At 70.8% G+C, this 25,385-nt stretch carries 23 protein-coding genes and 1 riboswitch; of the genes, 8 read left to right on the top strand and 15 right to left on the bottom strand.

The annotated features are described in order from the left end of the window. Positions 1-23 precede the first annotated feature (23 nt). A complete protein-coding gene (locus V1351_RS10460) occupies positions 24-2,369 on the bottom strand; it encodes a polyribonucleotide nucleotidyltransferase (RefSeq protein ID WP_338748088.1) in 2,346 nt (781 codons plus the stop codon). A 145-nt stretch (positions 2,370-2,514) separates the two neighbouring features. Beyond that, the gene (rpsO, locus tag V1351_RS10465; RefSeq protein WP_338748089.1) at positions 2,515-2,784 is read right to left on the bottom strand and encodes a 30S ribosomal protein S15; all 270 of its coding nucleotides are present in this window, start codon (positions 2,782-2,784) and stop codon (positions 2,515-2,517) included. Positions 2,785-2,960: 176 nt separating this feature from the next. Here rpsO and V1351_RS10470 point away from each other — a divergent pair, with 176 nt between their 5' ends. Next, positions 2,961-4,370: a sugar porter family MFS transporter gene (locus tag V1351_RS10470; RefSeq protein WP_338748090.1), complete on the top strand. Its 1,410-nt coding sequence runs from the start codon at positions 2,961-2,963 to the stop codon at positions 4,368-4,370. 3 nt (positions 4,371-4,373) lie between these two features. Here the strand turns inward: V1351_RS10470 and lpdA are convergent, their stop codons facing one another. The 10 genes from lpdA to V1351_RS10520 form a co-directional block, all read right to left on the bottom strand. After that, a complete protein-coding gene (gene lpdA / locus V1351_RS10475) occupies positions 4,374-5,771 on the bottom strand; it encodes a dihydrolipoyl dehydrogenase (RefSeq protein ID WP_338748091.1) in 1,398 nt (465 codons plus the stop codon). 69 nt (positions 5,772-5,840) lie between these two features. Next, a complete protein-coding gene (mrdA, locus tag V1351_RS10480; protein WP_338748092.1) occupies positions 5,841-7,847 on the bottom strand; it encodes a penicillin-binding protein 2 in 2,007 nt (668 codons plus the stop codon). Continuing rightward, on the bottom strand, positions 7,844-8,332 hold the full coding sequence (locus tag V1351_RS10485; RefSeq protein WP_338748093.1) for a hypothetical protein: 489 nt from the start codon (positions 8,330-8,332) through the stop codon (positions 7,844-7,846). The genes mrdA and V1351_RS10485 overlap by 4 nt, the downstream gene beginning before the upstream one ends. Next, positions 8,329-9,090 carry a rod shape-determining protein MreC gene (mreC, locus tag V1351_RS10490; protein ID WP_338748094.1) on the bottom strand — a complete coding sequence of 254 codons (762 nt, stop codon included), beginning with the start codon at positions 9,088-9,090 and terminating at the stop codon, positions 8,329-8,331. Before mreC ends, V1351_RS10485 begins: the two co-directional genes overlap by 4 nt. Then, complete coding sequence (locus V1351_RS10495; RefSeq protein ID WP_338748095.1) at positions 9,090-10,139, bottom strand: rod shape-determining protein; 1,050 nt, start codon at positions 10,137-10,139, stop codon at positions 9,090-9,092. Before V1351_RS10495 ends, mreC begins: the two co-directional genes overlap by 1 nt. Before the next feature lies 1 nt (position 10,140). Next, positions 10,141-10,575 carry a nucleoside-diphosphate kinase gene (gene ndk / locus V1351_RS10500; protein ID WP_338748096.1) on the bottom strand — a complete coding sequence of 145 codons (435 nt, stop codon included), beginning with the start codon at positions 10,573-10,575 and terminating at the stop codon, positions 10,141-10,143. Positions 10,576-10,589: 14 nt separating this feature from the next. Next, the gene (locus V1351_RS10505; protein WP_338748097.1) at positions 10,590-11,420 is read right to left on the bottom strand and encodes an undecaprenyl-diphosphate phosphatase; all 831 of its coding nucleotides are present in this window, start codon (positions 11,418-11,420) and stop codon (positions 10,590-10,592) included. Further along, positions 11,420-11,839, bottom strand: coding sequence for a DUF4233 domain-containing protein (locus V1351_RS10510; protein ID WP_338748098.1), 420 nt, complete (start codon positions 11,837-11,839; stop codon positions 11,420-11,422). The genes V1351_RS10505 and V1351_RS10510 overlap by 1 nt, the downstream gene beginning before the upstream one ends. A gap of 41 nt (positions 11,840-11,880) precedes the next feature. After that, positions 11,881-13,323, bottom strand: a complete 1,443-nt coding sequence (locus tag V1351_RS10515) for a bifunctional folylpolyglutamate synthase/dihydrofolate synthase (RefSeq protein WP_338748099.1) — start codon at positions 13,321-13,323, stop codon at positions 11,881-11,883. A 31-nt stretch (positions 13,324-13,354) separates the two neighbouring features. Continuing rightward, entirely contained in the window at positions 13,355-13,690 is a 336-nt protein-coding gene (locus V1351_RS10520; protein WP_338748100.1) for a cupin domain-containing protein, read from the bottom strand. Positions 13,691-13,745: 55 nt separating this feature from the next. On the opposite strand from V1351_RS10520, the gene V1351_RS10525 reads away from it, so the two are divergent. Together V1351_RS10525 and V1351_RS10530 are read left to right on the top strand one after the other, a co-directional pair. Beyond that, positions 13,746-14,078: an ArsR/SmtB family transcription factor gene (locus tag V1351_RS10525; RefSeq protein WP_338748101.1), complete on the top strand. Its 333-nt coding sequence runs from the start codon at positions 13,746-13,748 to the stop codon at positions 14,076-14,078. Then, positions 14,075-14,557 carry an SRPBCC domain-containing protein gene (locus tag V1351_RS10530; RefSeq protein WP_338748102.1) on the top strand — a complete coding sequence of 161 codons (483 nt, stop codon included), beginning with the start codon at positions 14,075-14,077 and terminating at the stop codon, positions 14,555-14,557. The genes V1351_RS10525 and V1351_RS10530 overlap by 4 nt, the downstream gene beginning before the upstream one ends. 50 nt (positions 14,558-14,607) lie before the next feature. Here V1351_RS10530 and V1351_RS10535 read toward each other — a convergent pair whose 3' ends face one another. Genes V1351_RS10535 through ileS form a run of 3 tightly spaced genes read right to left on the bottom strand, consistent with a single transcriptional unit; the run spans position 14,608 to position 19,029 of the window. Continuing rightward, entirely contained in the window at positions 14,608-15,312 is a 705-nt protein-coding gene (locus tag V1351_RS10535) for an LrgB family protein (protein WP_338748103.1), read from the bottom strand. Next, positions 15,309-15,686: a CidA/LrgA family protein gene (locus V1351_RS10540; RefSeq protein ID WP_338748104.1), complete on the bottom strand. Its 378-nt coding sequence runs from the start codon at positions 15,684-15,686 to the stop codon at positions 15,309-15,311. The genes V1351_RS10535 and V1351_RS10540 overlap by 4 nt, the downstream gene beginning before the upstream one ends. Before the next feature lie 31 nt (positions 15,687-15,717). After that, positions 15,718-19,029 (bottom strand): isoleucine--tRNA ligase, encoded by a 3,312-nt coding sequence (gene ileS, locus V1351_RS10545; protein ID WP_338748105.1) that lies wholly within the window; start codon positions 19,027-19,029, stop codon positions 15,718-15,720. A gap of 266 nt (positions 19,030-19,295) precedes the next feature. Further along, a riboswitch (cobalamin riboswitch) is annotated at positions 19,296-19,430 on the top strand. An 86-nt stretch (positions 19,431-19,516) separates the two neighbouring features. Between ileS and V1351_RS10550 the strand changes: the two genes are divergently transcribed. From V1351_RS10550 to V1351_RS10570, 5 genes are read left to right on the top strand one after another with little or no spacing between them, the layout of a single operon-like run. Beyond that, positions 19,517-20,845 carry a hypothetical protein gene (locus V1351_RS10550; protein ID WP_338748106.1) on the top strand — a complete coding sequence of 443 codons (1,329 nt, stop codon included), beginning with the start codon at positions 19,517-19,519 and terminating at the stop codon, positions 20,843-20,845. Further along, positions 20,845-21,804, top strand: a complete 960-nt coding sequence (locus V1351_RS10555) for a hypothetical protein (RefSeq protein ID WP_338748107.1) — start codon at positions 20,845-20,847, stop codon at positions 21,802-21,804. The genes V1351_RS10550 and V1351_RS10555 overlap by 1 nt, the downstream gene beginning before the upstream one ends. Before the next feature lie 9 nt (positions 21,805-21,813). Continuing rightward, positions 21,814-22,962, top strand: coding sequence for an energy-coupling factor transporter transmembrane component T (locus V1351_RS10560; RefSeq protein WP_338748108.1), 1,149 nt, complete (start codon positions 21,814-21,816; stop codon positions 22,960-22,962). Next, complete coding sequence (locus tag V1351_RS10565; RefSeq protein ID WP_338748109.1) at positions 22,959-24,599, top strand: ABC transporter ATP-binding protein; 1,641 nt, start codon at positions 22,959-22,961, stop codon at positions 24,597-24,599. Before V1351_RS10560 ends, V1351_RS10565 begins: the two co-directional genes overlap by 4 nt. Further along, on the top strand, positions 24,596-25,372 hold the full coding sequence (locus tag V1351_RS10570; protein WP_338748110.1) for an ECF transporter S component: 777 nt from the start codon (positions 24,596-24,598) through the stop codon (positions 25,370-25,372). The genes V1351_RS10565 and V1351_RS10570 overlap by 4 nt, the downstream gene beginning before the upstream one ends. The last annotated feature ends 13 nt before the right edge of the window (positions 25,373-25,385 follow it).

Raw genomic sequence — 25,385 nt, forward strand, 5'->3', positions numbered from 1 at the left:
CCCCCAACGTGTGCGGGCTGACGTCAGTCGGCCGAAACCGACTCCGGCGCGTCAGCGGACTCGCCGTCGTTGTCGCGGCGACGACGACGGCGACCGCCACCGTCGCGACCGCCACGACCACCCTCGTCGTCACCCTTCGAGCCCGAGGAGAGCTCCTCCTCCTGCTCGGGGGTGAGAACCGCAGCGAGGCTGAGCTTGCCACGCGGGTCGATCTCCTTGAGCTCGACCTGGACCTTCTGGCCGACGCCGAGGATGTCCTCGACCGCGTCGATCCGCTTGCCGCCGACGAGCTTGCGCACCTCGGAGATGTGCAGCAGCCCGTCCTTGCCCGGGAGCAGGGAGACGAACGCACCGAAGGTCGTCGTCTTCACGACGGTCCCGAGGAAGCGCTCGCCGACCTCCGGCATCTGCGGGTTGGCGATCGCGTTGATCGCGTTGCGCGCAGCGTCGGCGGAGGGGCCGTCGACCGCACCGATGAAGACGGTGCCGTCGTCCTCGATGCTGATGTCGGCGCCGGTGTCGTCCTGGATCTGGTTGATCATCTTGCCCTTGGGCCCGATGACCTCACCGATCTTGTCGACGGGCACGTTGACCGTGATGATCCGCGGCGCGGTCGGCGCCATCTCATCAGGCGCGTCGATGGCCTCGTTCATCACGTCGAGGATGTGCATCCGCGCGTCCCGCGCCTGGGTGAGCGCGCCACCGAGCACCGATGCGGGGATGCCGTCGAGCTTGGTGTCGAGCTGGATGGCGGTGACGAACTCGCGCGTGCCGGCCACCTTGAAGTCCATGTCCCCGAAGGCGTCCTCCGCACCGAGGATGTCGGTCAGGGCCGCGTACTGCGTCTCCCCGTCGACGGTGTCCGAGACGAGGCCCATGGCGATACCGGCCACGGCTGCGCGCAGCGGCACGCCGGCGTTGAGCAACGACATCGTCGAGGCGCAGACCGAACCCATCGAGGTCGAACCGTTGGAGCCGAGGGCCTCGGAGACCTGGCGGATCGCGTACGGGAACTCCTCGCGCGTCGGCAGCACCGGCAGGAGCGCTCGCTCGGCGAGCGCTCCGTGGCCGATCTCGCGGCGCTTCGGGCTACCCACCCGACCGGTCTCACCGGTCGAGTAGGGCGGGAAGTTGTAGTTGTGCATGTAGCGCTTCTTGGTGACCGGGCTCAACGAGTCGATCGTCTGCTCGAGCTTGAGCATGTTCAGCGTGGTGACACCCATGATCTGGGTCTCGCCACGCTCGAAGAGCGCCGAACCGTGCACGCGCGGCAGGACCTCGACCTCCGCACCGAGGGCGCGGATGTCGGCCAGGCCACGGCCGTCGATGCGGACCTTGTCACGCAGGATGCGCTGGCGCACCTGGGCCTTCTGCACCGAGCGGAACGCCGCGGACAGCTCCTTCTCGCGACCGGCGAACTCGCCCGGGGCCTCCTCGGTCCCGGCGAGGGAGGCCTTCATGGCGTCCTTGATCTCGTCCAGACGGTCCTCACGCTCGGCCTTGCCCGCGATCGTCAGCGCGGTCGCGAGGTCACCCGAGGTGGCCTTCTCGACCGCCGCGTAGGCGTCGTCCTCGTAGTCGAGGAAGACCGGGAAGTCCTCGACGGGCTTCGCAGCACGGGTGGCCATGTCGGCCTGGGCCTCGCACAGCACCTTGATGAACTTCTTCGAGGCCTCGAGGCCCTCGGCCACGACCTCCTCGGTCGGGGCCTGCTTGCCCTGGTTCTTCACGAGGTCCCAGGTGGCGAGGGTGGACTCGGCCTCGACCATCATGACGGCGACGTCGCCGGTCTCGGTCAACCGACCGGCCACGACCATGTCGAAGGTCGAGCGCTCGATGTCGCTGAAGTTCGGGAAGGCGACCCACTGGCCGTCGATGAGCGACACGCGCACCGCACCGATCGGACCCGAGAAGGGCAGACCGGAGATCTGGGTGGACGCGGAGGCCGCGTTGATCGCGAGGACGTCGTACTGGTGGTCGGGGTGGACCGACAGGACGGAGATGACGACCTGGACCTCGTTGCGCAGACCCTTCTTGAAGGTCGGGCGCAGGGGGCGGTCGATCAGCCGGCAGGTGAGGATGGCGTCCGTGCTCGGACGGCCCTCACGTCGGAAGAAGCTCCCGGGGATGCGGCCCGCGGCGTACATCCGCTCCTCGACGTCCACCGTCAGGGGGAAGAACTCGAGGTGCTCCTTGGGGTTCTTGCTCGCGGTCGTGGTCGACAGGAGCATCGTCTCGCCATCCAGGTAGGCGCTGACTGCGCCACCGGCCTGCTGGGCGAGGCGCCCGGTCTCGAACCGGACGGTGCGGGTGCCGAAGGCGCCATTGTCGATGGTGGCTTCGGCGGCAGTGATCTCAGGACCCTCCATCGGGTCCTCCTTTTCTCTCTACGTACCGGGTGCATCGTCGTTGTGCCCCGGTGTTTCAGTTGTCGTGCTGTCCTCCGGGTGTCTGACCGACCCCGGATACGCGAAGAAGCGGCTCCCACTGGCGGGAACCGCTCTTCACGAGGTCTTATCGGCGCAGACCGAGGCGCTTGATCAGCGAGCGGTAACGCTCGATGTCGGTGCTCTCCAGGTAGCGCAGGAGGCGGCGGCGCTTGCCCACGAGGAGCAGCAGCCCGCGGCGGCTGTGGTGGTCGTGCTTGTGGTCACGCGAGTGCTCGGTGAGATCGGTGATGCGCTGGGTGAGCATCGCGATCTGGACCTCCGGGGAGCCGGTGTCGCCCTCGGCGGTGCCGTACTCGGTCATGATCTGCTTCTTGACGTCAGCGGTCAGCGGCATGCTGCGACACTGCTCCTTCTCTGGGGTTGTTGCGCGGCGCGCCCGGGCTGGTTCACCGGGGCTCTGTGGATCCGCGGCCGATCTAACGGCAACCCTTGGAGATTACCAGTGCGCCGCTACCCCGCCCTAATCGAGTGATGGCTACCGTGAATCCATCGGCCCATCGAAGGAGCGCCATGACGAACGCGGACACGCCCACGGCATCATCCAATGGATTCCACACCGTCAGGGTCATCCACCTGGCCACCGTCGCCGCCATCGGCGGTTTTCTCTTCGGCTTCGACACCGCCGTCATCAACGGCGCCGTCACGGCCATGCAGAGCGACTTCGGCATGGGCGGTACCCTCACCGGCTTCGTCGTCTCCTCCGCCCTCCTGGGGTGCATGGTCGGTGCCTACCTGGCCGGCCGCCTCGCCGACCGGATCGGACGAGTACGCGTGATGCTCCTCGCCGCGGTCATGTTCACGGTGTCCGCGATCGGTTCTGGTCTGGCCTTCGGTCCCGTGGACATGATCGTCTGGCGGGTCGTCGGCGGCCTGGGTGTGGGCGCGGCCTCGGTGATCGCCCCCGCCTACATCGCCGAGATCTCCCCCGCCGAGATCCGTGGCCGGATGGGCTCGCTGCAGCAGCTGGCCATCGTGACCGGCATCTTCGTCGCGCTGCTCTCGGACTTCGCGATCGCCGGGGCAGCCGGCGGTTCCGGGCAGGTCCTCGGTCTGGGACTCGAGGCGTGGCGCTGGATGTTCCTCACCGAGGTCGTGGCCGCTCTGGCCTACGGAACCCTGGCGGCGACCATCCCGGAGTCCCCGCGATATCTCGTGCGGATCGGTCAGGAGGGCCAGGCGCGCACGGTGCTCAGCACCATCCTGCGTACCGGCGTCGACACCCGCATCAGGGAGATCAAGCGCACCATCACCCAGGAAGCACGCGCCTCCTTCGCCGATCTGAAGAAGCCCGGCGGCGGGCTGCTGCCGATCGTGTGGATCGGTATCGCCCTGTCGGTCTTCCAGCAGTTCGTCGGGATCAACGTCATCTTCTACTACTCGTCACTGCTGTGGCAGTCGGTCGGCTTCACCGAGGAGGACGCCCTGCTGCAGACGGTGATCACCTCGGTGACCAACATCGTCGTCACGCTGGTCGCCATCGCCCTGGTGGACAAGATCGGGCGCCGGCTGCTCCTGCTCATCGGTTCGGCCGGCATGACCGTCAGCCTGGGTGTCATGGCCGTCGTCTTCTCCCAGGCCAGGATCGTCGACGGCGCCCCGGACCTGACCGACTCCGCGGGCCTGACCGCGCTGGTGGCGGCCAACTCCTTCGTTGTCTTCTTCGGCGCCACCTGGGGCCCCGTGGTGTGGGTGCTCCTGGGTGAGATGTTCAACAACACGATCCGGGGCACGGCACTCGGGCTCGCGGCCGCAGCGCAGTGGCTGGCCAACTTCGCCGTCTCCACCAGCTTCCCGGACATGGCTGACATCGGGTTGTGGTTCGCCTACGGCTTCTACACCCTGTGCGCCTTCCTCTCCCTGATCTTCGTGGTCAAGTTCGTACCCGAGACGAAGGGGGTCGAGCTGGAGGACATGGCCTGACGCTCAGAGGTGGGTCATGTGCCCGGCAATGCCCTCGACTGCCTCCTTGACCGCCTCGGAGAGCGTCGGGTGGGCGAAGATGTTGCGGGCGACCTCGTCCGCCGTGAGGTCCCACTGCTGCGCGAGCGTGAGTGCGGGCAGCAGTTCGGTGACGTCCGGGCCGATCATGTGCGCGCCGAGGAGCTCGTTGTACGTCGCGTCCGCGACGACCTTGACGAAGCCGGTCGGGTCGCCGAGCCCCACCGCCTTCCCGTTCGCGGAGAAGGGGAAGGTCGCGGTCTTGACGTCGTACCCCTTCTCCTTCGCCTGCTCCTCGCTGTAGCCGAAGGAGGCGATCTGCGGGTGGCAGTAGGTCGCCCGCGGAATGAAGTCGTAGGACACCGGCATCGTCTCGGCGCCGGACATGTGCTCGGCGGCGACGACCCCCTGGGCCTCCGCGGTGTGCGCGAGCATCAACTTCGCGGTGCAGTCACCCACGGAGTAGATGTTCTCGACGTTGGTACGGCAGTACTCGTCGATGGCGATGGCACCGCGCTCGGTCAGCTCGACCCCGGCCGCCTCCAGGCCGAAGCCCTCGACCCGTGGTGCGAAGCCGATCGCGGAGAGCAGCTTGTCCGCCTCGAGCACCTCGCTGTCCCCGCCGTCGGCGGGGGTGACGGTGACCTTGACTCCGGAACCGGTGTCCTCGACCGCTTCGACCTTGGTCTTGAGCATGACCTTCACACCGAGCTTCTTGTAGTGCTTGGCCAGCTCCTTGGAGATCGTCGGGTCCTCGGTGGGGACCATCCGGTCGAGGAACTCGACGATCGTGACGTCGACCCCGAAGTTCTTCATGACATAGGCAAACTCGACGCCGATGGCGCCGGAACCGGCGATGATCATCGAGCCCGGGAGGTCATCGTCGAGAATCTGCTCCTCGTAGGTGACGACGTTGTCGCTGAGCTCGACACCGGGGAGCATCTTCGTCGTGGCACCGCTGGCGATGATCAGCCTGTCGAAGGTCACCGACCTCGTCTCGCCGTCGTTCAGGGCGACGTCCATGGACGTCGCCGAGGTGAGGGTGCCCCAGCCGTCGATCTCGGTGATCTTGTTCTTCTTCATCAGGAAGTGGACACCCTTGACGATGCCCTCGCTCACCTGGCGGGAGCGCGCGTGCGTCGGCCCGTAGGACATCGTGGCGTCGCCCTCGATGCCGAACTTCTTCTTGTCGTGGGTGAGCATGTGGGCGATCTCGGCGTTCTTGATCAGCGCCTTGCTCGGGATGCACCCGACGTTGAGGCAGACACCGCCCCAGTACTGCTTCTCCACCACGGCAACGCTCTTGCCGAGCTGCGCCGCGCGGATCGCCGCGACGTATCCACCGGGTCCTGCACCGAGCACTACGAGGTCGAAGTCAGCCATGCGGGACAGCCTAACCACCAGAACGTGGCCTGCACCACGCAGGTGGTACGCGGCCCTGCGGGTGCCGGGTCACGGTGTGCGCTGGGCGAGCTCCTCGTGGATCTGCCGGGCGATCGGCGCCGATGTCGCTCCCCCGGTCCCGCCCTGGGCGACGACCACCCCGACGACGTACCGGGGATCCTCGACGGGTGCGTACGAGACGAACCAGGCGGTGTCCTGCTCGCCCTGGACCTCGGCGGTCCCGGTCTTGCCCGCGACCGGCCAGTCCTGCAGCGGGAAGCCGGCAAAGGCGGAGTGCGCGGTCCCGCCGGGCTCGGCCACGACGTCCTGCAGCGCCCGGCGCAGCAGGTCGCCGGACGTCCCCGGCAGATCGATGCTGTCGGCGTCATCGTCGCTGTCAGCAGCGAGGGCGGTGCGCGTGCCCTCGGCCGTGATGGCCGCACGGCCCAGGTGCGGACTCGGCACCCGTCCCTCCTGCGCGATCGTGCCGAAGACGGTCGCCATCTGCAGCAGGGTGGCGGTGACGTCGCCCTGACCGATCGAGAGGTTGGCCTCGTCACCGGGACGGAAGAGGTAGCCGCTCGTGCAGTTCTCCCGCGCCAGGGCCTCGAGGTAGCGCGCGTCGGCACGGTCCTCCATCTCGGGGTAGCCCGTCTGCGCACGGCGACAGGACTCCTCCTTCGTCGACTCCCACCACTGACGCTTCCACTCGCGGTCCGGGATGCGGCCCGCGGACTCGGCCGGCAGGTCGATACCCGTGGCCGAACCGAGACCGAACCGCCGGGCGGTCCGGATGAGCGGATCACCACCGTCGTCCTCGGCGGCCAGGCCGCCCTGGGCGCGCCACACCTCCTCGGCCACCCGGTAGAACACCGTGTCGCAGGAGACGGTGATCGCCCGGCGCCACGAGATCCAGCCGTAGGAGCGCGACTGGTAGTTGTTGAAGGTGCGGTTGCCGATCCGGTGGGACGAGGTGCAGTTGACCTCCTCGTCGAGGTCGACACCGGAGGCGGCCGCTCCCGGCAGGGAGACGACCTTGAAGGTCGACGCCGGTGGCTGGGCCACGCCGGTGACCCGGTCGATGAGTGGGCTGTCCGCCCCCTTCGTCAGGCGGTCGTACTCGTCCTGGGTGACGCCCCGCGACCAGGCCGTGGGGTCGTAGGTGGGCACGCTGGCCGAGGCGAGCACGCCACCATCGCGCAGGTCGAGGACGACGGCTCCGGCGGTGTCGGCCGTGTGGCCGCCGTCGCGGGCCGACTGCACACCGTCGACGAGCGCGGCCTGGGTCGCGCGCTGGATCCGTCGGTCGAGCGTCGTGACGAGGTCCTCGCCGGGGACCGGCTCGGTGCGGGCCACCTCGTCGACGGCCACGCCCCGGGCGTCGACGCGCACGGTGCGCTGACCCGCGCGTCCGCGCAGCAGGTCGTCGTACTGCAGCTCCAGACCGGCGGCCCCGACGAGCTCCTCGCCGGTGACCTCCCCGTCCGACTCGGCCACGGCCTCCGCCGTCGGTCGGGCCAGGTAGCCGATGGTCTGCGCGGCGCCACCGCGCGTCGGCCCGAGGTAGGAGCGCACCGGCTGGCTCGTCACGGCCACCCCCGGGTACCGCTCCGGTCGCTCGGTCAGGGCGGCGGCCAGCGCACGGTCCGCGTCCACCACCAGCGGTACCGGCACGAGCGGTGACCCGGGCCAGCACAGCGGGGGTTCGGCTGCCCCGGGGGCGCCGCAGAGAGTGGTCCTGCCCCACAGCCGGTCGAAGGGGAGGTCCAGCGCCTGCGCGACGCGGCGAACGGTCGCGCGGCCGCCGTCCTCGGCGTCGGCGAGCGCGGCCCGGTCGATCGTGACATCGGTGCGCACCGCGTTGTCGACGATGGGTCGTCCGTGCCGGTCGAGGATGCGGCCACGCAGGGCGGGCAGCGGCACGCTCGCCGTCACCGGCGTGTTCGCGCCGGCACCATCCCGGTGGTCGGTCAGCTGCAGCTGCCCGAGCCGTCCGAGCAGGACACCGGCAAGCAGGAGTAGAACGGCGAGGGAGGCCAGCATGCGCAGCTGCAGTCGCGGGGCGGTACGGCTCACGCCCACCGCCGCCTGGTCAGTCCTGCCTCCAGCCGCACGATGAGTGCGACGAGGACGAGGGAGAGGGTCGCGGTGGCGACCACCTCCCAGGCGAGGCCGGCCCAGGCGATCGGGCGGGCACCGGCCAGGTCGACGAGCACCGGCAGGGCACGGGCGACGAGCAGGGCGACGACGGTGACGGGCACGGGCCACCACCACGGGTGCCCGGCCCGGCGGTGGGCCCGTCCGGCGAGCCAGCCCGCAGCGGCGTAACCGAGGGCGGAGACCGCCAGCGGGTCGGCGACCGGCGGAGCGAGATCGAGCAGCCATCCGCCGACCAGACCGAGCAGGGCGCCGGCCGGCGACCCCGAGACGAGGGCGACCCCGACGACCACCACCAGGACGAGGTCCGGCGCGTTCACCACCCCCCGCGCCCCCAGCGCAAGCATCGCGACGAGCGCCGCGGCGAGGAGCAGCAGCCGCACGGGCCAACGCAGACCGCTCATCGGGCGGACCCGGTGCCGGTGACGACGGCGACGACGTCGAGCGAGGTCAGGTCGACGGCCGGGTCGACGAGGGCGGTGTCGGTGAGTGCTCCGGGAGGCCGCTCGACCTCCGTGACGTCACCGATCCTGAGGCCCGGCGGGTACGGACGAGCACCCGGGCTGCCGAGGGTGACGACCTCATCGCCCTCTCCCACCTCGTCGCGCCCGAGCAGGGTGACGACGAGCTCGTCCGCGTCGTGGGAGGTCGTGGGGTCGGACCCGGTGAGGGTGCCGATGACCCCCTTCGTTCCGGTGCGCACACCGACGACCGCCCGGGGCGAGCCGACGACCTCGACGTCGGCCGTCCACCGTCCGACCCGGACGACGCGGCCGACGAGGCCTCCCGGGGCGATGACGGCGCTGTCGGCCCGGATGCCGTCGTGTCGTCCGACGTCGATGGTGACCCGCTCGGGACCGGACGCACCTGCCCGCTCGAGGGCGACGACCCTGGCCGTGGTGGTCGTCATGTCGAGGACCGGCAGGTCACTCGCCTGTTCGGCGATCCGACGCTGCTCCTCCAGCCGGCGCACCTGTTCGGCCAGGCGCAGGTTGTCCTCCTCCAGGGCGTCGGCGTGGTCCCCTCCCGGCGCCACGAGGCGCTCGACCGGGCCGAGGACGGCGGCACCCGCGCCTCGCACGGCGCCCACCGGAGCACCGGCGAGGTCCGCGAGGAGAACGGCGAGGGTCAGCGCCAGCAGGGCGAGCAGCACGCGACGCATCAGAAGCGGTGCCCGTCGACGAGGACGGGTCGCAGAGCGGCGAAGTCGTCCACGCACCGGCCGGCGCCACGAGTGGCGGCGCGCAACGGTGCGGGGGCGACGGTGACCGGGACCCCCAGCTCGTGACGCATCCGCGCGTCGATCCCACGCAGCAGCGCGCCTCCTCCGGTGAGGGTGATCCCTCGCTCGAGGACGTCTCCGGCCAGCTCCGGTGGGCATCGGTCCAGCACCTCGCGCACGAGGCCGATGACCGTCCCGACGGGCGTCGCGATGGCCCGACGGATCTCCGCGGAGCCGACGTCGACCGTCTTGGGCAGACCGGTGACGAGGTCGCGTCCCCGCACCCGGGTGCTCACCTCTGTGGCCAGGGGGAAGGCGGACCCGACCGTGACCTTGATGTCCTCTGCGCTGCGCTCTCCCAGCAGCAGCGAGAGGTGGCGGCGCACGTGCTCGGCGATCGCCTCGTCCACCGCGTCACCGGCCGTGCGGGTGCTGCGGGAGGCGACGATGCCACCCAGTGCGATCACCGCCACGTCGGTCGAGCCGCCGCCGATGTCGACGACCATCGAGGCCCGGGTGTCGGTCACCGGCAGCCCGGCGCCGATGGCGGCCACCATCGGCTCCTCGACGAGGTACACCCGCCTGGCGCCCACGCGCAGCGCCGTCTCCTCGACCGCACGCCGCTCGACGCCGGTGATGTCGCTGGGGATGCACACCACGACCCGGGGTCGGAAGACGCTGGACATCCCGACGCTCTCGGTGAACCAGCGCAGCATCTGCTCGGCCGCGTCCGGCTCGCTGATGACACCGCCGCGCAGGGGACGCACGGACCGCAGTGCGCCGGGGGTGCGGCCGAGCATCTCCTTGGCGCGGCTCCCGGCAGCAACGAGCTCACCCGTCTCCACGCTCAGCGCGACGACGCTGGGCTCGTCGAGGACCACTCCCCGCTCCCGCGCGTGGATCAGGGTGTTCGCCGTCCCCAGATCGATCGCGAGGTCACGCGAGAGGCCCCGGAACGGGCGGCGCGCTCCTGGAGTCCGCGGGGTCACCTCAGAGGCCGGGGAACCAGATGCCGATCTCGCGCGCGGCCGACTCCGGGGAGTCCGAGCCGTGCACGATGTTCTCGTCGACCGTGCCGGACCACTTGCGGCCCAGATCGCCGCGAATCGTGCCGGGAGCCGCCTCGGTCGGCTTGGTCGCGCCGGCGAGGGAGCGGAATCCCTTGATGCACTCCTCCCCCTCGATGACGACCGCGGCTGCGGGGCCGGAGGACATGAACTCCAGCAGTGGCTCGTAGAAGGGCTTGCCCTCGTGCTCGGCGTAGTGGGCCGCGAGCTGCTCCCGCGTCGGGGTGACCACCGCGAGTGCGGTGAGGGTGTACCCCTTCGCCTCGATCCGGCGGATCACCTCGCCGGTGAGGCCACGGCGGAAGCCGTCGGGCTTGACGAGGATGAGGGAACGTTCGGTCTGCGCAGTCTCGGTCACGGGGCCCAGCGTAGTCACGCCGCGATCGTGCCCGTGCCCAGCAGGGCGAACAGCCCCAGCGCGAGCACGATCCGGTAGATCATGAAGGGGGTGAAGGTGTGCGTGGTGATGTACCGCATGAACCACGCGATGACCGCGTAACCGACGACGAAGGCGATGCCGGTCGCTGCCCAGATCGGGCCCCACGCGGTACCCGACCCCTCGGCCTGGCCGCGCAGGACCTCGACGACCTGGAGCCCACCGGAGGCGAGTACCGCGGGGATGGCCAGCAGGAAGGAGTAGCGGGCCGCGGCCTGACGGGTGTAGCCCATGAACAGGCCACCGGCGATCGTGCCCCCGCTGCGCGAGACACCGGGGACGAGGGCCAGTGCCTGCCACAGACCGTAGAAGATGCCGTGCTTCCAGGTCAGCTGCGTCAGCCGGCGCTCCTGCGTACCGACCCGCTCGGCAGCCATGATCACCAGGGCGAAGACGAGCAGCATCGTGGCGGTGATCCACAGGCTGCGCAGCCCGGTCTCGATCTGGTCCTTGAAGAGCAGGCCCAGCAGACCGATGGGGATGCTGCCGACGATGACCAACCACCCCATGCGCACGTCCGGGTCGCTCTGCGGGACCGTGCGCGCGAGGGCGAGGGTCCACTTGCGGATGATCGTGACGATGTCGCGCCAGAAGTAGATGAGCACGGCCGTCTCGGTCCCCAGCTGGGTGATCGCCGTGAAGGCGGCCCCGGGGTCGTCCTGCCCGATCAGCTGCCCGACGATCGAGATGTGGGCACTGGAGGAGATCGGGAGGAACTCGGTCAGCCCCTGCACGAGGCCGAGGATCACGGCGGTCAGGTAGTCCATCAGCGCTCCTGCTGCTCACCGAGGGCACGGGCGATCTGCTCCCGGTCGACCCGCCGACCCACGCGCTGGCAGTAGCCGTACAGCAGCGCGAAGAGGACGCCGACGGGGAACATCATCGTCACCCAGAACCCCGAGAGGATCGACAGGACCTGCACGACCCAGCCCAGGGCCGGGCCGAAGGGGCGCTTCATCAGACCGGCGGCGACGACGGCGAGGAGCGCGAGCGCGCTCATCAGGACGAAGGGGGTGAGGACCGGCAGACCGGCGACGACCGGCTCCTGGTCCGGGTTCAGCCCGCGGCCGGTCAGGGCGCCGAAGAAGATGACCAGCGCCTGGCCACCGAGGACGGCGGCCAGCATGCGCCACATGAACTTGCCCTGCGGGCGAGCCCGCTCGGGCGGGGTGCTGTCGGAAGTCACGGACGACAGGGTATGTCGCGCACCGTCGTCGGCCGCACCGGTCAGTCCTCGTCCGGGAGCTCGAGCGGCTGGACCTCCGGCTGCTTCACCGGCATCTCGACCTCGGTCAGCCCGAGGAGCAGGCGCACCTCACCGACCGTGACGATCGAACCGGTGGCGACGACGCCGCCGGACACGCCCCCTTCGTCCGCCAGCTGCGCGGCATGGTCCAAGGCGTCGGGCAGCTCGTCGATGACGGTGACGCGGTGGTCACCGAAGACCTCCGCGGCGAGCTCGCCGAGGCGGGAGGGGCGCATCGCCCGCGGTGACGTGCTGCGGGTGATGACGACCTCGTCCAGTGCCGGCTCGAGGGCCTCGAGGATCCCGACGACGTCCTTGTCGGTGAGGATCGAAAGCACACCGACGAGTCGACCGAAGGTGAAGGAGTCCTTCAGCGCCTCGGCGAGCACGGCCGCCCCGTGCGGGTTGTGGGCGGCGTCGACGATGACCGTGGGGCTGCGACGCACGATCTCCAGGCGACCGGGCGAGGTGGCTGCGGCAAGACCGGGGGCGAGCACCTCCTCGGCCAGCGGCTGCTCACCCCCGCCGAGGAAGGCCTCGACGGCCGCGACGGCGAGTGCGGCGTTGCCTGCCTGGTGCGCCCCGTGGAGGTGGAGCAGCAGGTCCCGGTGGTCGCCGGCGAGGCCTCGGAGGGAGACCATCTGCCCGCCGACGGCGACGTCGCGCTCGAGCACCCCGAAGTCGATGCCGGCGACGGCGAGCCGGGCGCCGACCTCCTCCGCCCGGTCGGCGAGGATCTCGGCGACGTCCGGGTCCTGCGGCGCCGAGACCGCGATGGCGTCGGGGTGGATGATCCCGGCCTTCTCGTGGGCGATGTCCTGGATCGAGTCGCCGAGGAAGTGCTGGTGGTCGATCCCGATGGGGGTGATGACGGCGACCTCGGCCTCGACGACGTTGGTCGCGTCCCAGGACCCGCCCATACCGACCTCGACGATCGCGACGTCGACCGGGGCATCCGCGAAGGCGGTGTAGGCAAGCGCGACGAGGACCTCGAAGTAGGTCATCCGTGGACCGTCCTCGGCGACGGAGCGGGTGTCCACGGCGTCGACGAAGGGGGCGATGTCCGACCACGCGTCGAGGAAGGCGGCACGGGTGATCAACTCGCCCCCGATGGTGATGCGCTCTCGGATGTCCTGCAGGTGCGGGGAGGTGAAACGGCCGGTCTTGAGGCCGGACTCGCGCAGGATCGACTCGATGATCCGCGCGGTCGAGGTCTTGCCGTTGGTGCCGGTGATGTGGATGGCGGGCAGCGCACGCTGCGGCTCCCCGAGCAGGTCCATCACCGCCCGGATGCGGTCGAGGCTGGGCTGGAGGTCGTGCTCGGGCGCGCGGGCGAGGATCCCGTCCTCGACCTCACGCATCCGCTTGCGCAGCTCGAGCTCGTCGGCGGCCTGTCGCTGCTGGGCATCGGGGGCTGGGCTCATGGGGATGATTGTCGCAGCCCTGCGGCAGGCGTCAGGGCGCGGCCGCCGGGTCGAGCATGACGAGCTGGAAGAGCGCGTCGGTCACGGCGCGCACCTCGTGCGGGACACGCGTGTCGAGGTTGGCGACCGCTCCCGGGGACAGCGCCACCGTCTGCTCCCCCGCGACGAACTCGACGGTGCCGGAGAGGCACTGGACGAGGATCGGGAAGGCAGCAGTGTGCTCGGCGAGCACCTGTCCGGCGGCGAAACGGAACATCACCACCCGGGCGCCGTGACCCACCAGCGCCTTCTTCACCCCGGGCCGGGTGCCCGTGCCTTCCGGCGGCAGGTCCAGCAGTCCGTCCACGTGGTGCAGCGTCGTGTCCATGGCCCCGAGAGTAGACCGTTGACACGTGACCTTATGGTCACCTATTGTTCCTGTCGTGACCGATGACGACCTCGTGTTCAAGGCGCTGGCGGATCCCACCCGCCGACTGCTGCTGGACGCGCTCTTCGAGCAGAACGGGCGCACCCAGTCCGAGCTCGAGGAGGTCGTGCGCGAGCACGCGGAGATGACGAGGTTCGGGGTGGCCAAGCACCTGAAGCTGCTCGAGGAAGCGAACCTCGTCCTTCCCCGCAAGCAGGGGCGGAGCAAGCGGCACTTCCTCAATGCCGTCCCCATCCAGGCGATCCATGACCGCTGGATCGACAAGTACACGGCAGTGCGGGCCTCCGCGCTGCTGGACCTCAAGAGAGCACTGGAGGACGAGTCATGAGCGAGACACAGATTCACCGCATCTTCATCGACGCCACCCCCGAGAGGGTCTGGGAGGCGATCACCACACCGGAGTTCAGCCGGCTCTACGGCTACACCGGCGACGTCTCCTACGACCTCGAGCGGGGCGGCCACTTCGAGCACCGAGCGAGCCAGGAGATGCTCTCCATGGGCATGCCCGAGGTCGTCGTCACCGGCGAGGTCCTCGAGTCCGACCCACCCCGCCGCCTCGTACAGACGTGGGGCCCGGTGTGGATCGAGGACGAGGAGCCGGGCACGCTCACCTGGGACATCGAGCCCACCGCTGACGGGGCCACCCGCCTCACGCTGACCCACGAGCTGACCGGTCGACCGCAAACCGCCGCTCAGGTCGCCGGCAACCCCGACCCGATGGGTGCCGGTGGCGGTGGCTGGCCGTGGGTCCTCTCCGGCCTCAAGTCGGTCCTCGAGACCGGCAGCCCCATGGAGCCCACTGCCTGAGCACCACGGCGAAGGGGGCCGGTTCAGTCGCCGGCCCCCTTCGCCTCCCGTCACAGCAGGGCGATGACCACGGGAACGAGCAGACTCGTGAGCAACGCCGTCAGCCCCATCGACAGTCCGGCGAAGGCACCCTCCGTGGGATGGTCGTGCAGGGCCCGCGACGTGCCGACCCCGTGCGAGACGGCGCCCAGGGCCAGCCCTCGCACGCGGTGGTCCCGAATGCGCAGCCGGTCGAGGAGGCCGGGCCCGACAACCGCACCGAGCAGCCCGGCGAGCATCGTGAAGACCGCGACCAGCGCCGGCACGCCACCGATCTGCTCGGCGATCCCGATCGCCACCGGGGTCGTCGCCGACTTCGGGGCCACGGTCAGCTCGAGCGCCCGGTCCCCGCCCAGCGCCCGGACCGTCAGCACCGCCGAGCCGATCGAGACGAGCGTGCCGACGGGCAGGGCCACCAGGAGCGGCACGAGCATCTCCTTGAGGTGGTGCGCCTGGCGGTGGAGCGGGACCGCCAGAGCCACCGTTGCCGGGCCGAGCAGCACGTGGATGAGCAGCCCACCCTCCATGTAGGTCTCGTAGTCGAGATCCACGGCGGCGAGCAGTGCCATGACGAGTCCGGCGGCGATGAAGACCGGCTGGGCCAGGGGGTGGCCGCCGGTGCGATCCCGCAGCCACACCCCGGCACGGTAGGTGAGGAGCGTGACGACGATCCACGTCAGCGGCGACGTCCGCAGGTACTCCAGGGCCGCGCTCACGACGCGTCCCCGGGTGCGGTCTCCCCGGATGTGCCGCGCCGGCGCACGAGCAGCGTCGCCAGGCCGGCCACGGTCGCCAGCCCGGCCGTCCACGAGAGGACCAGTCCACCGGTCACCGGGAGCCATTCCTGCCGGATCGTGCCCGCGTGCACCATGATCCCGACCGTCACCGGGACGAAGAGCAGCTGCAGGTGGCGCAGCAGACCGTCGGCCACGCGCAGGGTCCCCGACTGCGGACCGGGTCGGCGCACCGACAGCACCCCGAAGAGCAGCACCATGCCCAGCACCGGGCCGGGCACGGGCAGGCCGAGCCAACGGACCACCACCTCGCCCACGAGCTGGCACCCGAGCACCCACAACGCGCCGTTGATCATCCGGCCATTGTCACAAGTCGTGCCCGGCCACTCAGAGCGTGCTCACCTTGATCCGCACCCTCTCGCTGCCGGACAGGTCGGCCTCGACGACGTCGTCCGCCAGGGGCAGCGCCTCGAGGGTCGGCGCGGAGCCGAACTGGCTCGCGAGTGTCTCCTCGACGACGAGGTTCTGGTGCCTGGCCACCGCCTCCCACACCGGCTGGCTACCCGTGATCGTCAGGCTGATCCGGTCAGAGACCTCCAGGCCCGCGTCGCGGCGGGCCTGCTGGACGGCGCGGATGACGTCGCGGGCCAGGCCCTCGGCGGCCAGCTCGTCGGTGACCTCGGTGTCCAGGACGATGAAGCCACCGATGGAGCCGGGCAGCATCGCGGTGGCGCGCTGACTGCCTTCGTCATCGGCCGCGACGGTCTCGAGCGTGTACTCGCCCTCCACCAGCTCGATCCCGCCGGAGGTGACGGTGCCGTCCTCGGCGACCGACCAGTCCCCCGACTTCGAGCCCTTGATCGCCACCTGCACCTGTTTGCCCAAGCGCGGTCCGGCGGCCCGGGCGATGACGGTCAACCTCTGACTGACGCCGAACTCCTGCGCGGCCGGGTCGGTGATGTCCAGCAGGCTGACCTGGCGCACGTTGACCTCGTCGGCGACGATCGCACCGAAGTCGGCGAGCGCCGCCGCGTCCGGGACGACGACGGTCAGGTCGCGCAGGGGCAGGCGGTTGCGCAGCTTGTTCGACTTGCGCAGCGCGCTCGCCGACGAGCAGACCTCCCGCGCCGCGTCCATGGCCTGCACGAGTTCGTGGTCGGCGGGCAGCTGGTGGGCGTCCGGCCAGTCGGCGAGGTGCACCGAGCGCTCCCCCGTCAGGCCGCGCCAGATCTCCTCGGTCGTCAGCGGGAGAAGGGGGGCGGAGACCCGGCAGAGCACCTCCAGGGCCGTGTAGAGGGTGTCGCAGGCGCGCTGCGCGTCGGTGACGGCGTCCTCGCCGGACTCCCCGGTGGCCCAGAACCGCTCGCGGCTGCGCCGGATGTACCAGTTGGTCAGGACATCGGTGAAGGAGCGGGTGGTGTCACAGGCACCGGCGATGTCGTACTCGTCCAGGCGGGCCGTCGTCTCCTCGACGAACTCGCGCAGCTTCGCCAGCAGGTAGCGGTCCAAGGGATCTCTCGACTCGGTCGACCAGGCCGCCTCGTAGCCACCACCCAGGGCATTGGCGTAGAGGGAGAAGAACGAGTAGCTGTTCCACAGCGGGATCAGGACCTGGCGCACACCCTCGCGGATGCCCTGTTCCGTGACGACGAGGTTGCCGCCGCGCAGGATCGGGCTGGACATGAGGAACCAGCGCATCGCGTCGGCGCCGTCACGGTCGAAGACCTCATTGACGTCCGGGTAGTTCTGCAGCGACTTGGACATCTTCTGCCCGTCGTTGCCCAGGACGATGCCGTGGCTGACGACCGAGGAGAAGGCGGGCCGGTCGAAGATGGCGGTTGCCAAGATGTGCAGGGTGTAGAACCAGCCGCGGGTCTGGCCGATGTACTCGACGATGAAGTCGCCCGGGAAGTGGTGCTCGAACCACTCCGCGTTCTCGAAGGGGTAGTGCACCTGGGCGTAGCTCATCGAGCCCGAGTCGAACCACACGTCCAGCACGTCCTCGACGCGGCGCATCGTGCTCCTGCCGGTCGGGTCATCCGGGTTGGGACGCGTGAGGTCGTCGACGAAGGGCCGGTGCAGGTCGGGCTCGCCATCGGAGTCCACCGGCAGCCGGCCGAAGTCACGCTCGATCTCCTCGAACGAGCCGTAGACGTCCAGACGCGGGTACGCCGGGTCATCGGACTTCCACACCGGGACCGGGCTGCCCCAGAAGCGGTTGCGGGTGATCGACCAGTCGCGGGCGTTCTCCAGCCACCGGCCGAACTGACCGTGCTTGACGTGCTCGGGCACCCAGGTGATCTGCTCGTTGTTGACGAGCATCCTGTCCTTGATCGCCGTGACCTCGACGAACCAGGACTCGACCCCCTTGTAGATCAGGGGCTGGCGGCAGCGCCAGCAGTGCGGGTAGGAGTGCTCGTAGGACTCGCGGCGCAGCAGGATCGTGCCGGGGCTGACCGAGTCGGCCTGCTCCCCGCGCGTGGTCGCCTTGAGCGCATCGATGATCGGCCCGTTGGCGTCGAAGACGAGCAGGCCGGCGTAGTCGGTGACCGGTGCGGTGAAGGCGCCGTCCTTGCCCACGGGCATGACCGCCTCGATGCCCTCGCGATCGGTGACCTCCTTGTCGACCTCACCGAAGGCGCCGGCGGTGTGCACGAGCCCGGAGCCGTCCGTGGTCGTCACGGCGTCGTCGGCCGCAACGACCCGGAAGGCGTTCTCGTGACCGGCGTAGTACGACATCGGCGGGGTGTAGGTGCGACCGACGAGCTGGGCCCCGCAGTAGCGCCCGAGGACGGCGGGCTCCTCGCCGAGCTCTCGGGCGTAGGCGCCCAGCCGCGCCTCGGCCAGGACGTACTTCGCGCTCGCGCCCTCGGCGCCCGGGACCGGGGCCTCGACGACGACGTAGTCGATCTCGGAGCCGACCATGACCGCGAGGTGACTGGGCAGGGTCCACGGGGTCGTGGTCCACACCAGGAGACGGGCACCATCGAGCACCGGGTCCTCGCCGGTGGTGTCCATCGTCAGACCGACCGTGACCGAGGGGTCCTGGCGCTGCTGGTAGACCTCGTCGTCCATCCGCAGCTCGTGGTTGGACAGCGGGGTCTCGTCCTGCCAGCAGTACGGCAGCACGCGGAAGCCCTCGTAGACCAGGCCCTTGTCGTACATCGACTTGAAGGCCCAGATGACCGACTCCATGAAGCCGGGGTTGAGCGTCTTGTAGTCGTTGTCGAAGTCGACCCAGCGCGCCTGGCGGGTGACGTAGTCGCGCCACTCACCGGTGTACTTCAGGACCGACTCGCGGCAGGCCGCGTTGAACTTCTCGATGCCGAGCTCGCGGATCTCGTCCGTGGTCTTCAGGCCGAGTTGCTTCATCGCCTCGAGCTCGGCCGGCAGGCCGTGGGTGTCCCAGCCGAAGCGCCGCTCGACGCGCTTGCCGCGCATGGTCTGGTAGCGCGGGACGACGTCCTTGACGTAGCCGGTGAGCAGGTGGCCGTAGTGCGGCAGGCCGTTGGCGAAGGGGGGCCCGTCGTAGAAGACGAACTCGTTCGTCCCGTCCGTGCCGGGATCGCGCTGGTCGATCGAGGCCTGGAACGTGCCGTCGTCCTCCCAGTACCTGAGCACGTGCTGCTCGATGTCCGGGAAGGACGGGGAGGAGGCGACGGTGGTCGCGTCGGTGGTGGAGACCCTGGGGTAGGTCATCGCGGCGGCTCCGGGGTGCTCGTCGTGGTCAGTGCCACGAGGACGACGGCCTGTGCGTGCAGGCCACCGCGGTACCACCCCGCTTGTCCACCCCCTTCGGGCGAAGGGAGGAGACCGCTCTTGGTCGATCGGTCGTGACGTGACCACGCGTCCGGGTCTAGTGAAGTGCCGCCGGCACTCGTTCTTCCGGAAGGCTCGCCGCTGATGACGGCTCGAACGCCTGTGGGCACCCAGTGTAGGGCAGGCACGGGGACCGGTCGGCGGGTACCGGGTACCATGGTCACAGCACTGCCGGGAGGCAGTCGCGCGCGACTGGGGAAGCCGGTGTGATTCCGGCGCTGACCCGCAACCGTGAGCCACCATCGGCGAGCCGGACCACCTGTCGTGACGCGAGGCTCCACCACAACCCGTCGAGGACAGCGGGTCGAGCCCGACGCGCACCGCGTCCGGGTCCAGACCACCGGTCCGACCCGAAAGGTCGCCAATCATGCGTTCACTCCCCACCCTGGCCCTCACCGCCTCCCTCGGCGTCGTGGGTCTGGCCGTGGCTCCGGCGGCGTCCGCCGCCGCCCCGGACGACTCCGTCGCCTATCTCGCCGAGCGGCTCGCCGATGGCGGCGACCGACTCGTGACCGAGTCCGGCGGCCAGTCCTTCGACGACCTCGGCCTGACGATCGACGCCATCCTGGGGATGACCGCCGCCGGCTCCGGTGGCGACTCCGCTGCCGCGGCGAGCGACTACGTCCTCGCGAATTCCGCCACCTACATCGGCTCCGAGGACGAGGTGTACTCGGCTGCGACCGCCAAGCTGCTGACCTTCGCCACCGCTCGCGGTCTGGATCCGCGCACCGTCAACGGCGTCGACCTCGTCACCAAGCTCCAGTCGCTGGAGGAGGAGAACGGCCAGTTCGCCGACCAGTCGGAGTACGGCGACTACTCCAACACCCTCGGTCAGTCCTTCGCGCTCATCGGCCTCGAGCGCGCGGACGGCGTCAACCCCTCCACTGCCTCCGTGGGGTTCCTGCTCGAGCAGCAGTGCGACGACGGGGGCTTCCGGCTCACCTACGACAACCCCGACGAGACGGGCGACGAGGCGTGCACCTCCGACCCCGACGCGACCTCGATGGCGGTGCAGGCCCTGCACACCGTCGGTGGCCACGACACGGCGGTCCAGTCGGCCACTGACTACCTCGCGAGCCGCCAGGCGGCGACCGGTGGCGTCGGTGGCGGCGAGACCACCGAGGGCGCCAACGCCAACAGCACCGGGTTGGCTGCGGTCGCCTTCCGGCTCGCCGGGCGCGCCGATGCCCGTGCCCGAGCGCTGGACTACGTCGAGTCCGTGACCTTCGGCTGTGACACCCCGGCCGTGGTCGGGGGCATCGCTTACAACCGGGCCGACTTCGAGGCCGCCACGGCCAAGGGCGCCGACGCGCAGCCGGACGGGACCATCACCCGCACCACCGCCCAGGCGGTGCTCGGTCAGACAGACGAGTCCTACGCGACCGTCACCGCCGCGGGTCAGACGGGCGCCACGCCGACGCTCGAGTGCCGGTCCACCGAACCGGGCGACGAGACCACCGAGCCGGGCGACGGGGCGACCGAGCCCACGGACGAGGCGACCGGGCCCACCGACGACACGACCGGCACGGACACCAACGACGACGGGACCACGACGACCGGCCCGGAGCGACCCGAGGTCGTCCAGACCGACGGCGCCGTCGCGAGCACGCCCAACCTTCTGCTCGCGCTCGGCGCGGGTGGCCTGACCGCGGCCCTGGTCGTCCTCGTCCGACGCCGCACCGCCTCGCAGCACTGATGCAGCGCGCCATCGCCCGACTCGGCACGGCCGTCCTCCTCGCGGGGGGCGGCCTGGCCGCGGCCGCACCCGCCCAGGCGGCCGGATGCAGCGGCACGAGCGGGGTGACGGTCGTCGTCGACTTCGGTGGCTCCAGCCAGGTGCGGTGCGCCCCGGGCGATCCATCGTCGGCCGGGGCCGCGATCGAGCAGGCTGGCTTTGCCATCACCCGCGTGGCGCCTCCGAACAGTGCCGCCGTCTGCCAGATCAACGGCGCTCCGGAGACCTCGTGCCGACGGATGCCTCCGACGAACAACTACTGGTCCTTGCACCACGCGCCCGCTGGGGGGTCGTGGACCTACTCCAACCGGGGCTTCTACTCCTACGACCCCGCGCCGGGCAGCGTCGTCGGGGCGAGCCTCGGCGCCGGCGGTGCACCCGGCACCCCACCGCCCACGGTCGCCGCACCGACCGCGAAGCCCACACCGAAGCCGACGGCCAGCACGACGTCCTCGGCTCCGAGATCGAACTCGACCCCGCGAACCGGCGGCTCCGGCGCTACGACCGGGCAGGACAGTGCGGACACGACCCGAAAGAGCACGTCGACGGGTCGGTCCACGGCCGGATCGTCGGACGACGGGGACGCCACGAGCCCCGCCAAGGAGTCCTCGTCCGCCAACACGTCCGCCTCCGGCAACACGTCCGCGTCCGCCAAGGAGGCAGAGAAGGTCGAGAAGTCCAAGGAGAAGACCAGGCAGGACACGAAGGACGAGAAGAACAAGAAGTCCTCGACCTCCACCAGTTCGAGCAGCGCCTCCTCGCCGTCAGTGACCAGTTCGGATGACGGGGCCACGCCGACGGCCGCTGGCTCCGACTCCGACGACGGCAGCAGCGCGCTCGTCCCGACCGCCATCGGTGGTGGCCTGCTCGTCGCCCTCGGCGGTGGCGCCGTCGTCATGGCACGGCGTCGGCAGGACTGACCTGCCTTCGTGCTCTCCTCGACTCCGCGAGCGATCCACCCGGGGGCCTGGTGGCTCTGGGCCATCGGGCTCGCGGTGGCGGTCTCCCAGACGACCAACCCGCTCGTGCTGCTCATCGCGGCCGGCGCGGTGACCTTCGTCGTCGTCTCGCGCCGCAGCGACTCCCCCTGGGCGCGCGCCTTCAAGCTCTACGCCGTCCTCGGGGCCTTCATCATCGGCTTGCGGATCGTGCTGCACGTGCTCGTCGGCCTGAAGTGGGGGGAGGTCACGGTCCTGCCGCTGCCGCTCATCGAGCTGCCTGACTGGGCCGCCGGCATCAACCTGCTCGGCGACGTCAAGCTCGAGGGCCTGCTCGCGGCGATCTTCGAGGGCATGCGTCTGGCGACGATGATCCTGTGCATCGGAGCAGCCAACGCCCTGGCCGACCCCAAGCGTCTGCTGGCCTCCCTGCCGGGGGCGCTGCAGGAGATCGGCACCGCGATCGTCGTGGCGATCAGCGTCGCGCCCCAGCTGGTCGAGTCGGTGCGCCGTGTCCACCGGGCCCGGTTGCTGCGCGGCGACGGGGCACGGGGACTCAGGGCCTTCCGGCGGGTGGCCATGCCGGTCCTGGAGGACACCCTCGAGCGGTCCATGGCCCTCGCGGCCTCGATGGACTCGCGCGGGTACGGACGGCGCAACGCCACCTCGCCCGCACGCCACCGGGTCACCGGGAGCCTCGCTCTCGGGGGCCTGCTCGCCATGACCGTCGGCAGCTACGGCCTACTCGACGCGACGAGTCCCGGCTGGCTCGGTCTGCCCCTGCTCCTCGTCGGGGTGGCCCTCGGCGCCCTCGGACTGGCCAGCGGGTCCACCGCCGTGACACGCACGGTGTACCGGCCGTCCCCGTGGCGTGCCGCGGAGACCCTCACCGCCGCGTGCGGGGTCATCGCCGCGGTCGCGGCCTTCGCCAGCGCCAGCCTCGAGCCGGCTGCGCTGAGCATGCCGCTCACTCCCATCGCTCCTCCCCCGCTGCCGTGGATCCTCACCGTCGGGCTGCTCGTGGCGACGCTTCCCGGCATCCTCACCCCGCCTCCCCCGCTGGGCCGGCAGCGTGACCGCAGCCGACGTGCTGGTGCCGATCCGGTCCGCCACCGAGAGATCGAAGGGAGCCGACCATGAACTGGGCCCCCGACCCCGCCGTCGTCCTCGAGGACGTGACGCTCACCTACGACGGCAGCGCCACCCCGGCGCTCTCCCACGTCGACCTGACCATCGACGAGGGGGAACTCGCCCTCGTCGTCGGCCGCACCGGCTCGGGCAAGTCGTCCTTGCTCGGCGCGATCAACGGCCTCGTCCCCCACTTCACCGGCGGCCACCTGGCCGGCCGTGTGCTCGTCGCCGACCGGGACACCCGCACCCACCTCCCCCGTGACCTCGCCGACGTCGTCGGCGTCGTCGGGCAGGACCCGCTCGCCGGCTTCGTCACCGAGACCGTCGAGGCGGAGCTCGCGTACGGCATGGAGCAGCTCGGTCTGGCGCCGGCGACGATGCGACGCCGAGTCGAGGAGGCCCTGGACGTCATGGACATCGCCGACCTGCGCGACGTCCCGCTCCGCGATCTCTCCGGCGGTCAGCAGCAGCGTGTCGCCATCGGGTCCGTGCTCACCCAGCACCCCCGGGTCATCGTGCTCGACGAGCCGACCTCCGCGCTGGACCCGACCGCCGCCGAGGACGTCCTCGCCGCGATCTCCCGGCTCGTGCACGACCTGTCCACGACCGTGGTCGTGGCCGAGCACCGCATCGAGCGGGTCATCCACCACGCCGACTCGGTCATCCACGTCGCCGAGGGACGCGTCGAGCACGGCACGCCCGAGCAGATCATGATCACCTCGACCGTCGCCCCACCGGTCGTCGAGCTCGGCCGGTGGGCCGGGTGGGCCCCGCTGCCGCTGTCGGTGCGCGATGCCCGACGGGCGGCCGGCCCCCTTCGCCGACGGCTGACGCAGGCACCGACCCCGACGGCACCGACGCAGCGCCCCGGCGGCCTCGAGGCGACGGGGGTGAGCGTCCGCCACGGTCGACTGGTCGCCGTCGACGACGTCGACCTGGCCCTGCGGCCCGGCACGGTCACCGCCGTGATGGGACGCAACGGCGCCGGGAAGTCCTCGCTGCTGTGGGCGCTCCAGGGATCCGGCACGAGGTCCGCCGGAAGCGTCGCGGTCGCCACCCCTGAGGGGACCGTGGACCCGGCCGTCCTGGCACCCGCCGCCCGACGCACCGTCGTCGGCCTCGTGCCACAGACCCCGGGCGACCTGCTCTACCTCGAGACGGTCGGCGCGGAGTGTGCGCGGGCGGACGCCGACGCCGACATCGCGCCGGGTGGCTGCGCGGCCCTGCTGGCGGACATCGCTCCGGGCATCTCACCCGGGACGCACCCGCGTGACCTGTCCGAGGGCCAGCGACTCTCCCTGGTGCTCGCGGTGCAGCTGACGGCCGACCCACCGGTGCTCCTCCTCGACGAGCCCACCCGGGGTCTGGACTACTCCGCCAAGCGCGCACTGGACCGGGCCCTGCGTGCCCTCGTCGCCCGAGGACACACCGTCCTGCTGGCGACGCACGACGTCGAGTTCGTCGCCGAGGCGGCCAACCGGGTGGTCATCATGGCCGACGGGGAGGTCATCGCCGAGGGCCCCACGGCCGAGGTGATCGTCTCCTCCCCCGCCTTCGCGCCCCAGGTGGCCAAGGTCCTCGCCCCGACGTCCCTGCTGACCGTGGCGGCCGTCCGGGCCTCGCTCGCCCCCGGGGCGGCCCCGTGAGGGCGACCGCCGTCCAGCTGCGTCCCCGGGCGGTTGCCGCGATCGGAGTGACCAGCGTCGCCGGACTGTTCGCCTTCTTCTGGCCGCTGTTCATCTCCCCCGCAACCGGCCTGTCGCACTCCGGCGACGCCCCGCTCGTCTTCGCCGCGATCCTCATCGGCGTGCTCGCCGTCGTCCTCGCCGAGGTCAGTGACGGGGGGCTGGACACCAAGGCCGTGGCGATGCTCGGGGTGCTGTCCGCCGTGGGTGCGGCACTGCGACCGCTGGGGGCGGGTACCGCCGGTCTGGAGACGGTGTTCTTCCTGCTCATCCTCGCCGGCCGCGTCTTCGGCCCGGGCTTCGGCTTCGTCCTCGGCGCGACGACACTCGCCTCGAGCGCCCTGATCACCGCCGGCGTCGGCCCGTGGCTGCCCTTCCAGATGCTCGCGGCCGCCTGGGTCGGTCTCGGGGCCGGTCTGCTGCCGCGGGCGAAGGGGGTCACCGAGATCGCGCTGCTGTGCACCTACGGCGCGGTGACCGGTCTGCTCTACGGCGTCGCACTGAACTTCTCCTTCTGGCCGTTCACCGTCCAGGGCGAGGAGTCGCTGTCCTTCGTCGCGGGCGCCCCGGTCACCGAGAACCTCACCCGGTTCTTGACCTTCTCCCTCGCGACCTCCCTGGGCTGGGACATCGGCCGCTCCCTGACGAACGTCGCGCTCATCGCGCTCACCGGGCGTCCCGTGCTCGGTGCCCTGCGCCGGGCCGCCCGACGGGCCTCGTTCGCGGCTGACTGAGCAGCGTCTGCGA

Source organism: Janibacter sp. A1S7 (assembly GCF_037198315.1).
Classification (GTDB): domain Bacteria; phylum Actinomycetota; class Actinomycetes; order Actinomycetales; family Dermatophilaceae; genus Janibacter; species Janibacter alittae.

Excerpts from the sequence above, each read along its gene's own strand:
- V1351_RS10460 (WP_338748088.1), bottom strand. The coding sequence starts at position 2,369 with ATGGAGGGTCCTGAGATCACTGCCGCCGAAGCCACCATCGACAATGGC.
- rpsO (WP_338748089.1), bottom strand. The coding sequence starts at position 2,784 with ATGCCGCTGACCGCTGACGTCAAGAAGCAGATCATGACCGAGTACGGC.
- V1351_RS10470 (WP_338748090.1), top strand. The coding sequence starts at position 2,961 with ATGACGAACGCGGACACGCCCACGGCATCATCCAATGGATTCCACACC.
- lpdA (WP_338748091.1), bottom strand. The coding sequence starts at position 5,771 with ATGGCTGACTTCGACCTCGTAGTGCTCGGTGCAGGACCCGGTGGATAC.
- V1351_RS10485 (WP_338748093.1), bottom strand. The coding sequence starts at position 8,332 with ATGAGCGGTCTGCGTTGGCCCGTGCGGCTGCTGCTCCTCGCCGCGGCG.
- mreC (WP_338748094.1), bottom strand. The coding sequence starts at position 9,090 with ATGCGTCGCGTGCTGCTCGCCCTGCTGGCGCTGACCCTCGCCGTTCTC.
- V1351_RS10505 (WP_338748097.1), bottom strand. The coding sequence starts at position 11,420 with ATGGACTACCTGACCGCCGTGATCCTCGGCCTCGTGCAGGGGCTGACC.
- V1351_RS10515 (WP_338748099.1), bottom strand. The coding sequence starts at position 13,323 with ATGAGCCCAGCCCCCGATGCCCAGCAGCGACAGGCCGCCGACGAGCTC.
- V1351_RS10520 (WP_338748100.1), bottom strand. The coding sequence starts at position 13,690 with ATGGACACGACGCTGCACCACGTGGACGGACTGCTGGACCTGCCGCCG.
- V1351_RS10530 (WP_338748102.1), top strand. The coding sequence starts at position 14,075 with ATGAGCGAGACACAGATTCACCGCATCTTCATCGACGCCACCCCCGAG.
- V1351_RS10540 (WP_338748104.1), bottom strand. The coding sequence starts at position 15,686 with ATGATCAACGGCGCGTTGTGGGTGCTCGGGTGCCAGCTCGTGGGCGAG.
- ileS (WP_338748105.1), bottom strand. The coding sequence starts at position 19,029 with ATGACCTACCCCAGGGTCTCCACCACCGACGCGACCACCGTCGCCTCC.
- V1351_RS10550 (WP_338748106.1), top strand. The coding sequence starts at position 19,517 with ATGCGTTCACTCCCCACCCTGGCCCTCACCGCCTCCCTCGGCGTCGTG.
- V1351_RS10555 (WP_338748107.1), top strand. The coding sequence starts at position 20,845 with ATGCAGCGCGCCATCGCCCGACTCGGCACGGCCGTCCTCCTCGCGGGG.
- V1351_RS10565 (WP_338748109.1), top strand. The coding sequence starts at position 22,959 with ATGAACTGGGCCCCCGACCCCGCCGTCGTCCTCGAGGACGTGACGCTC.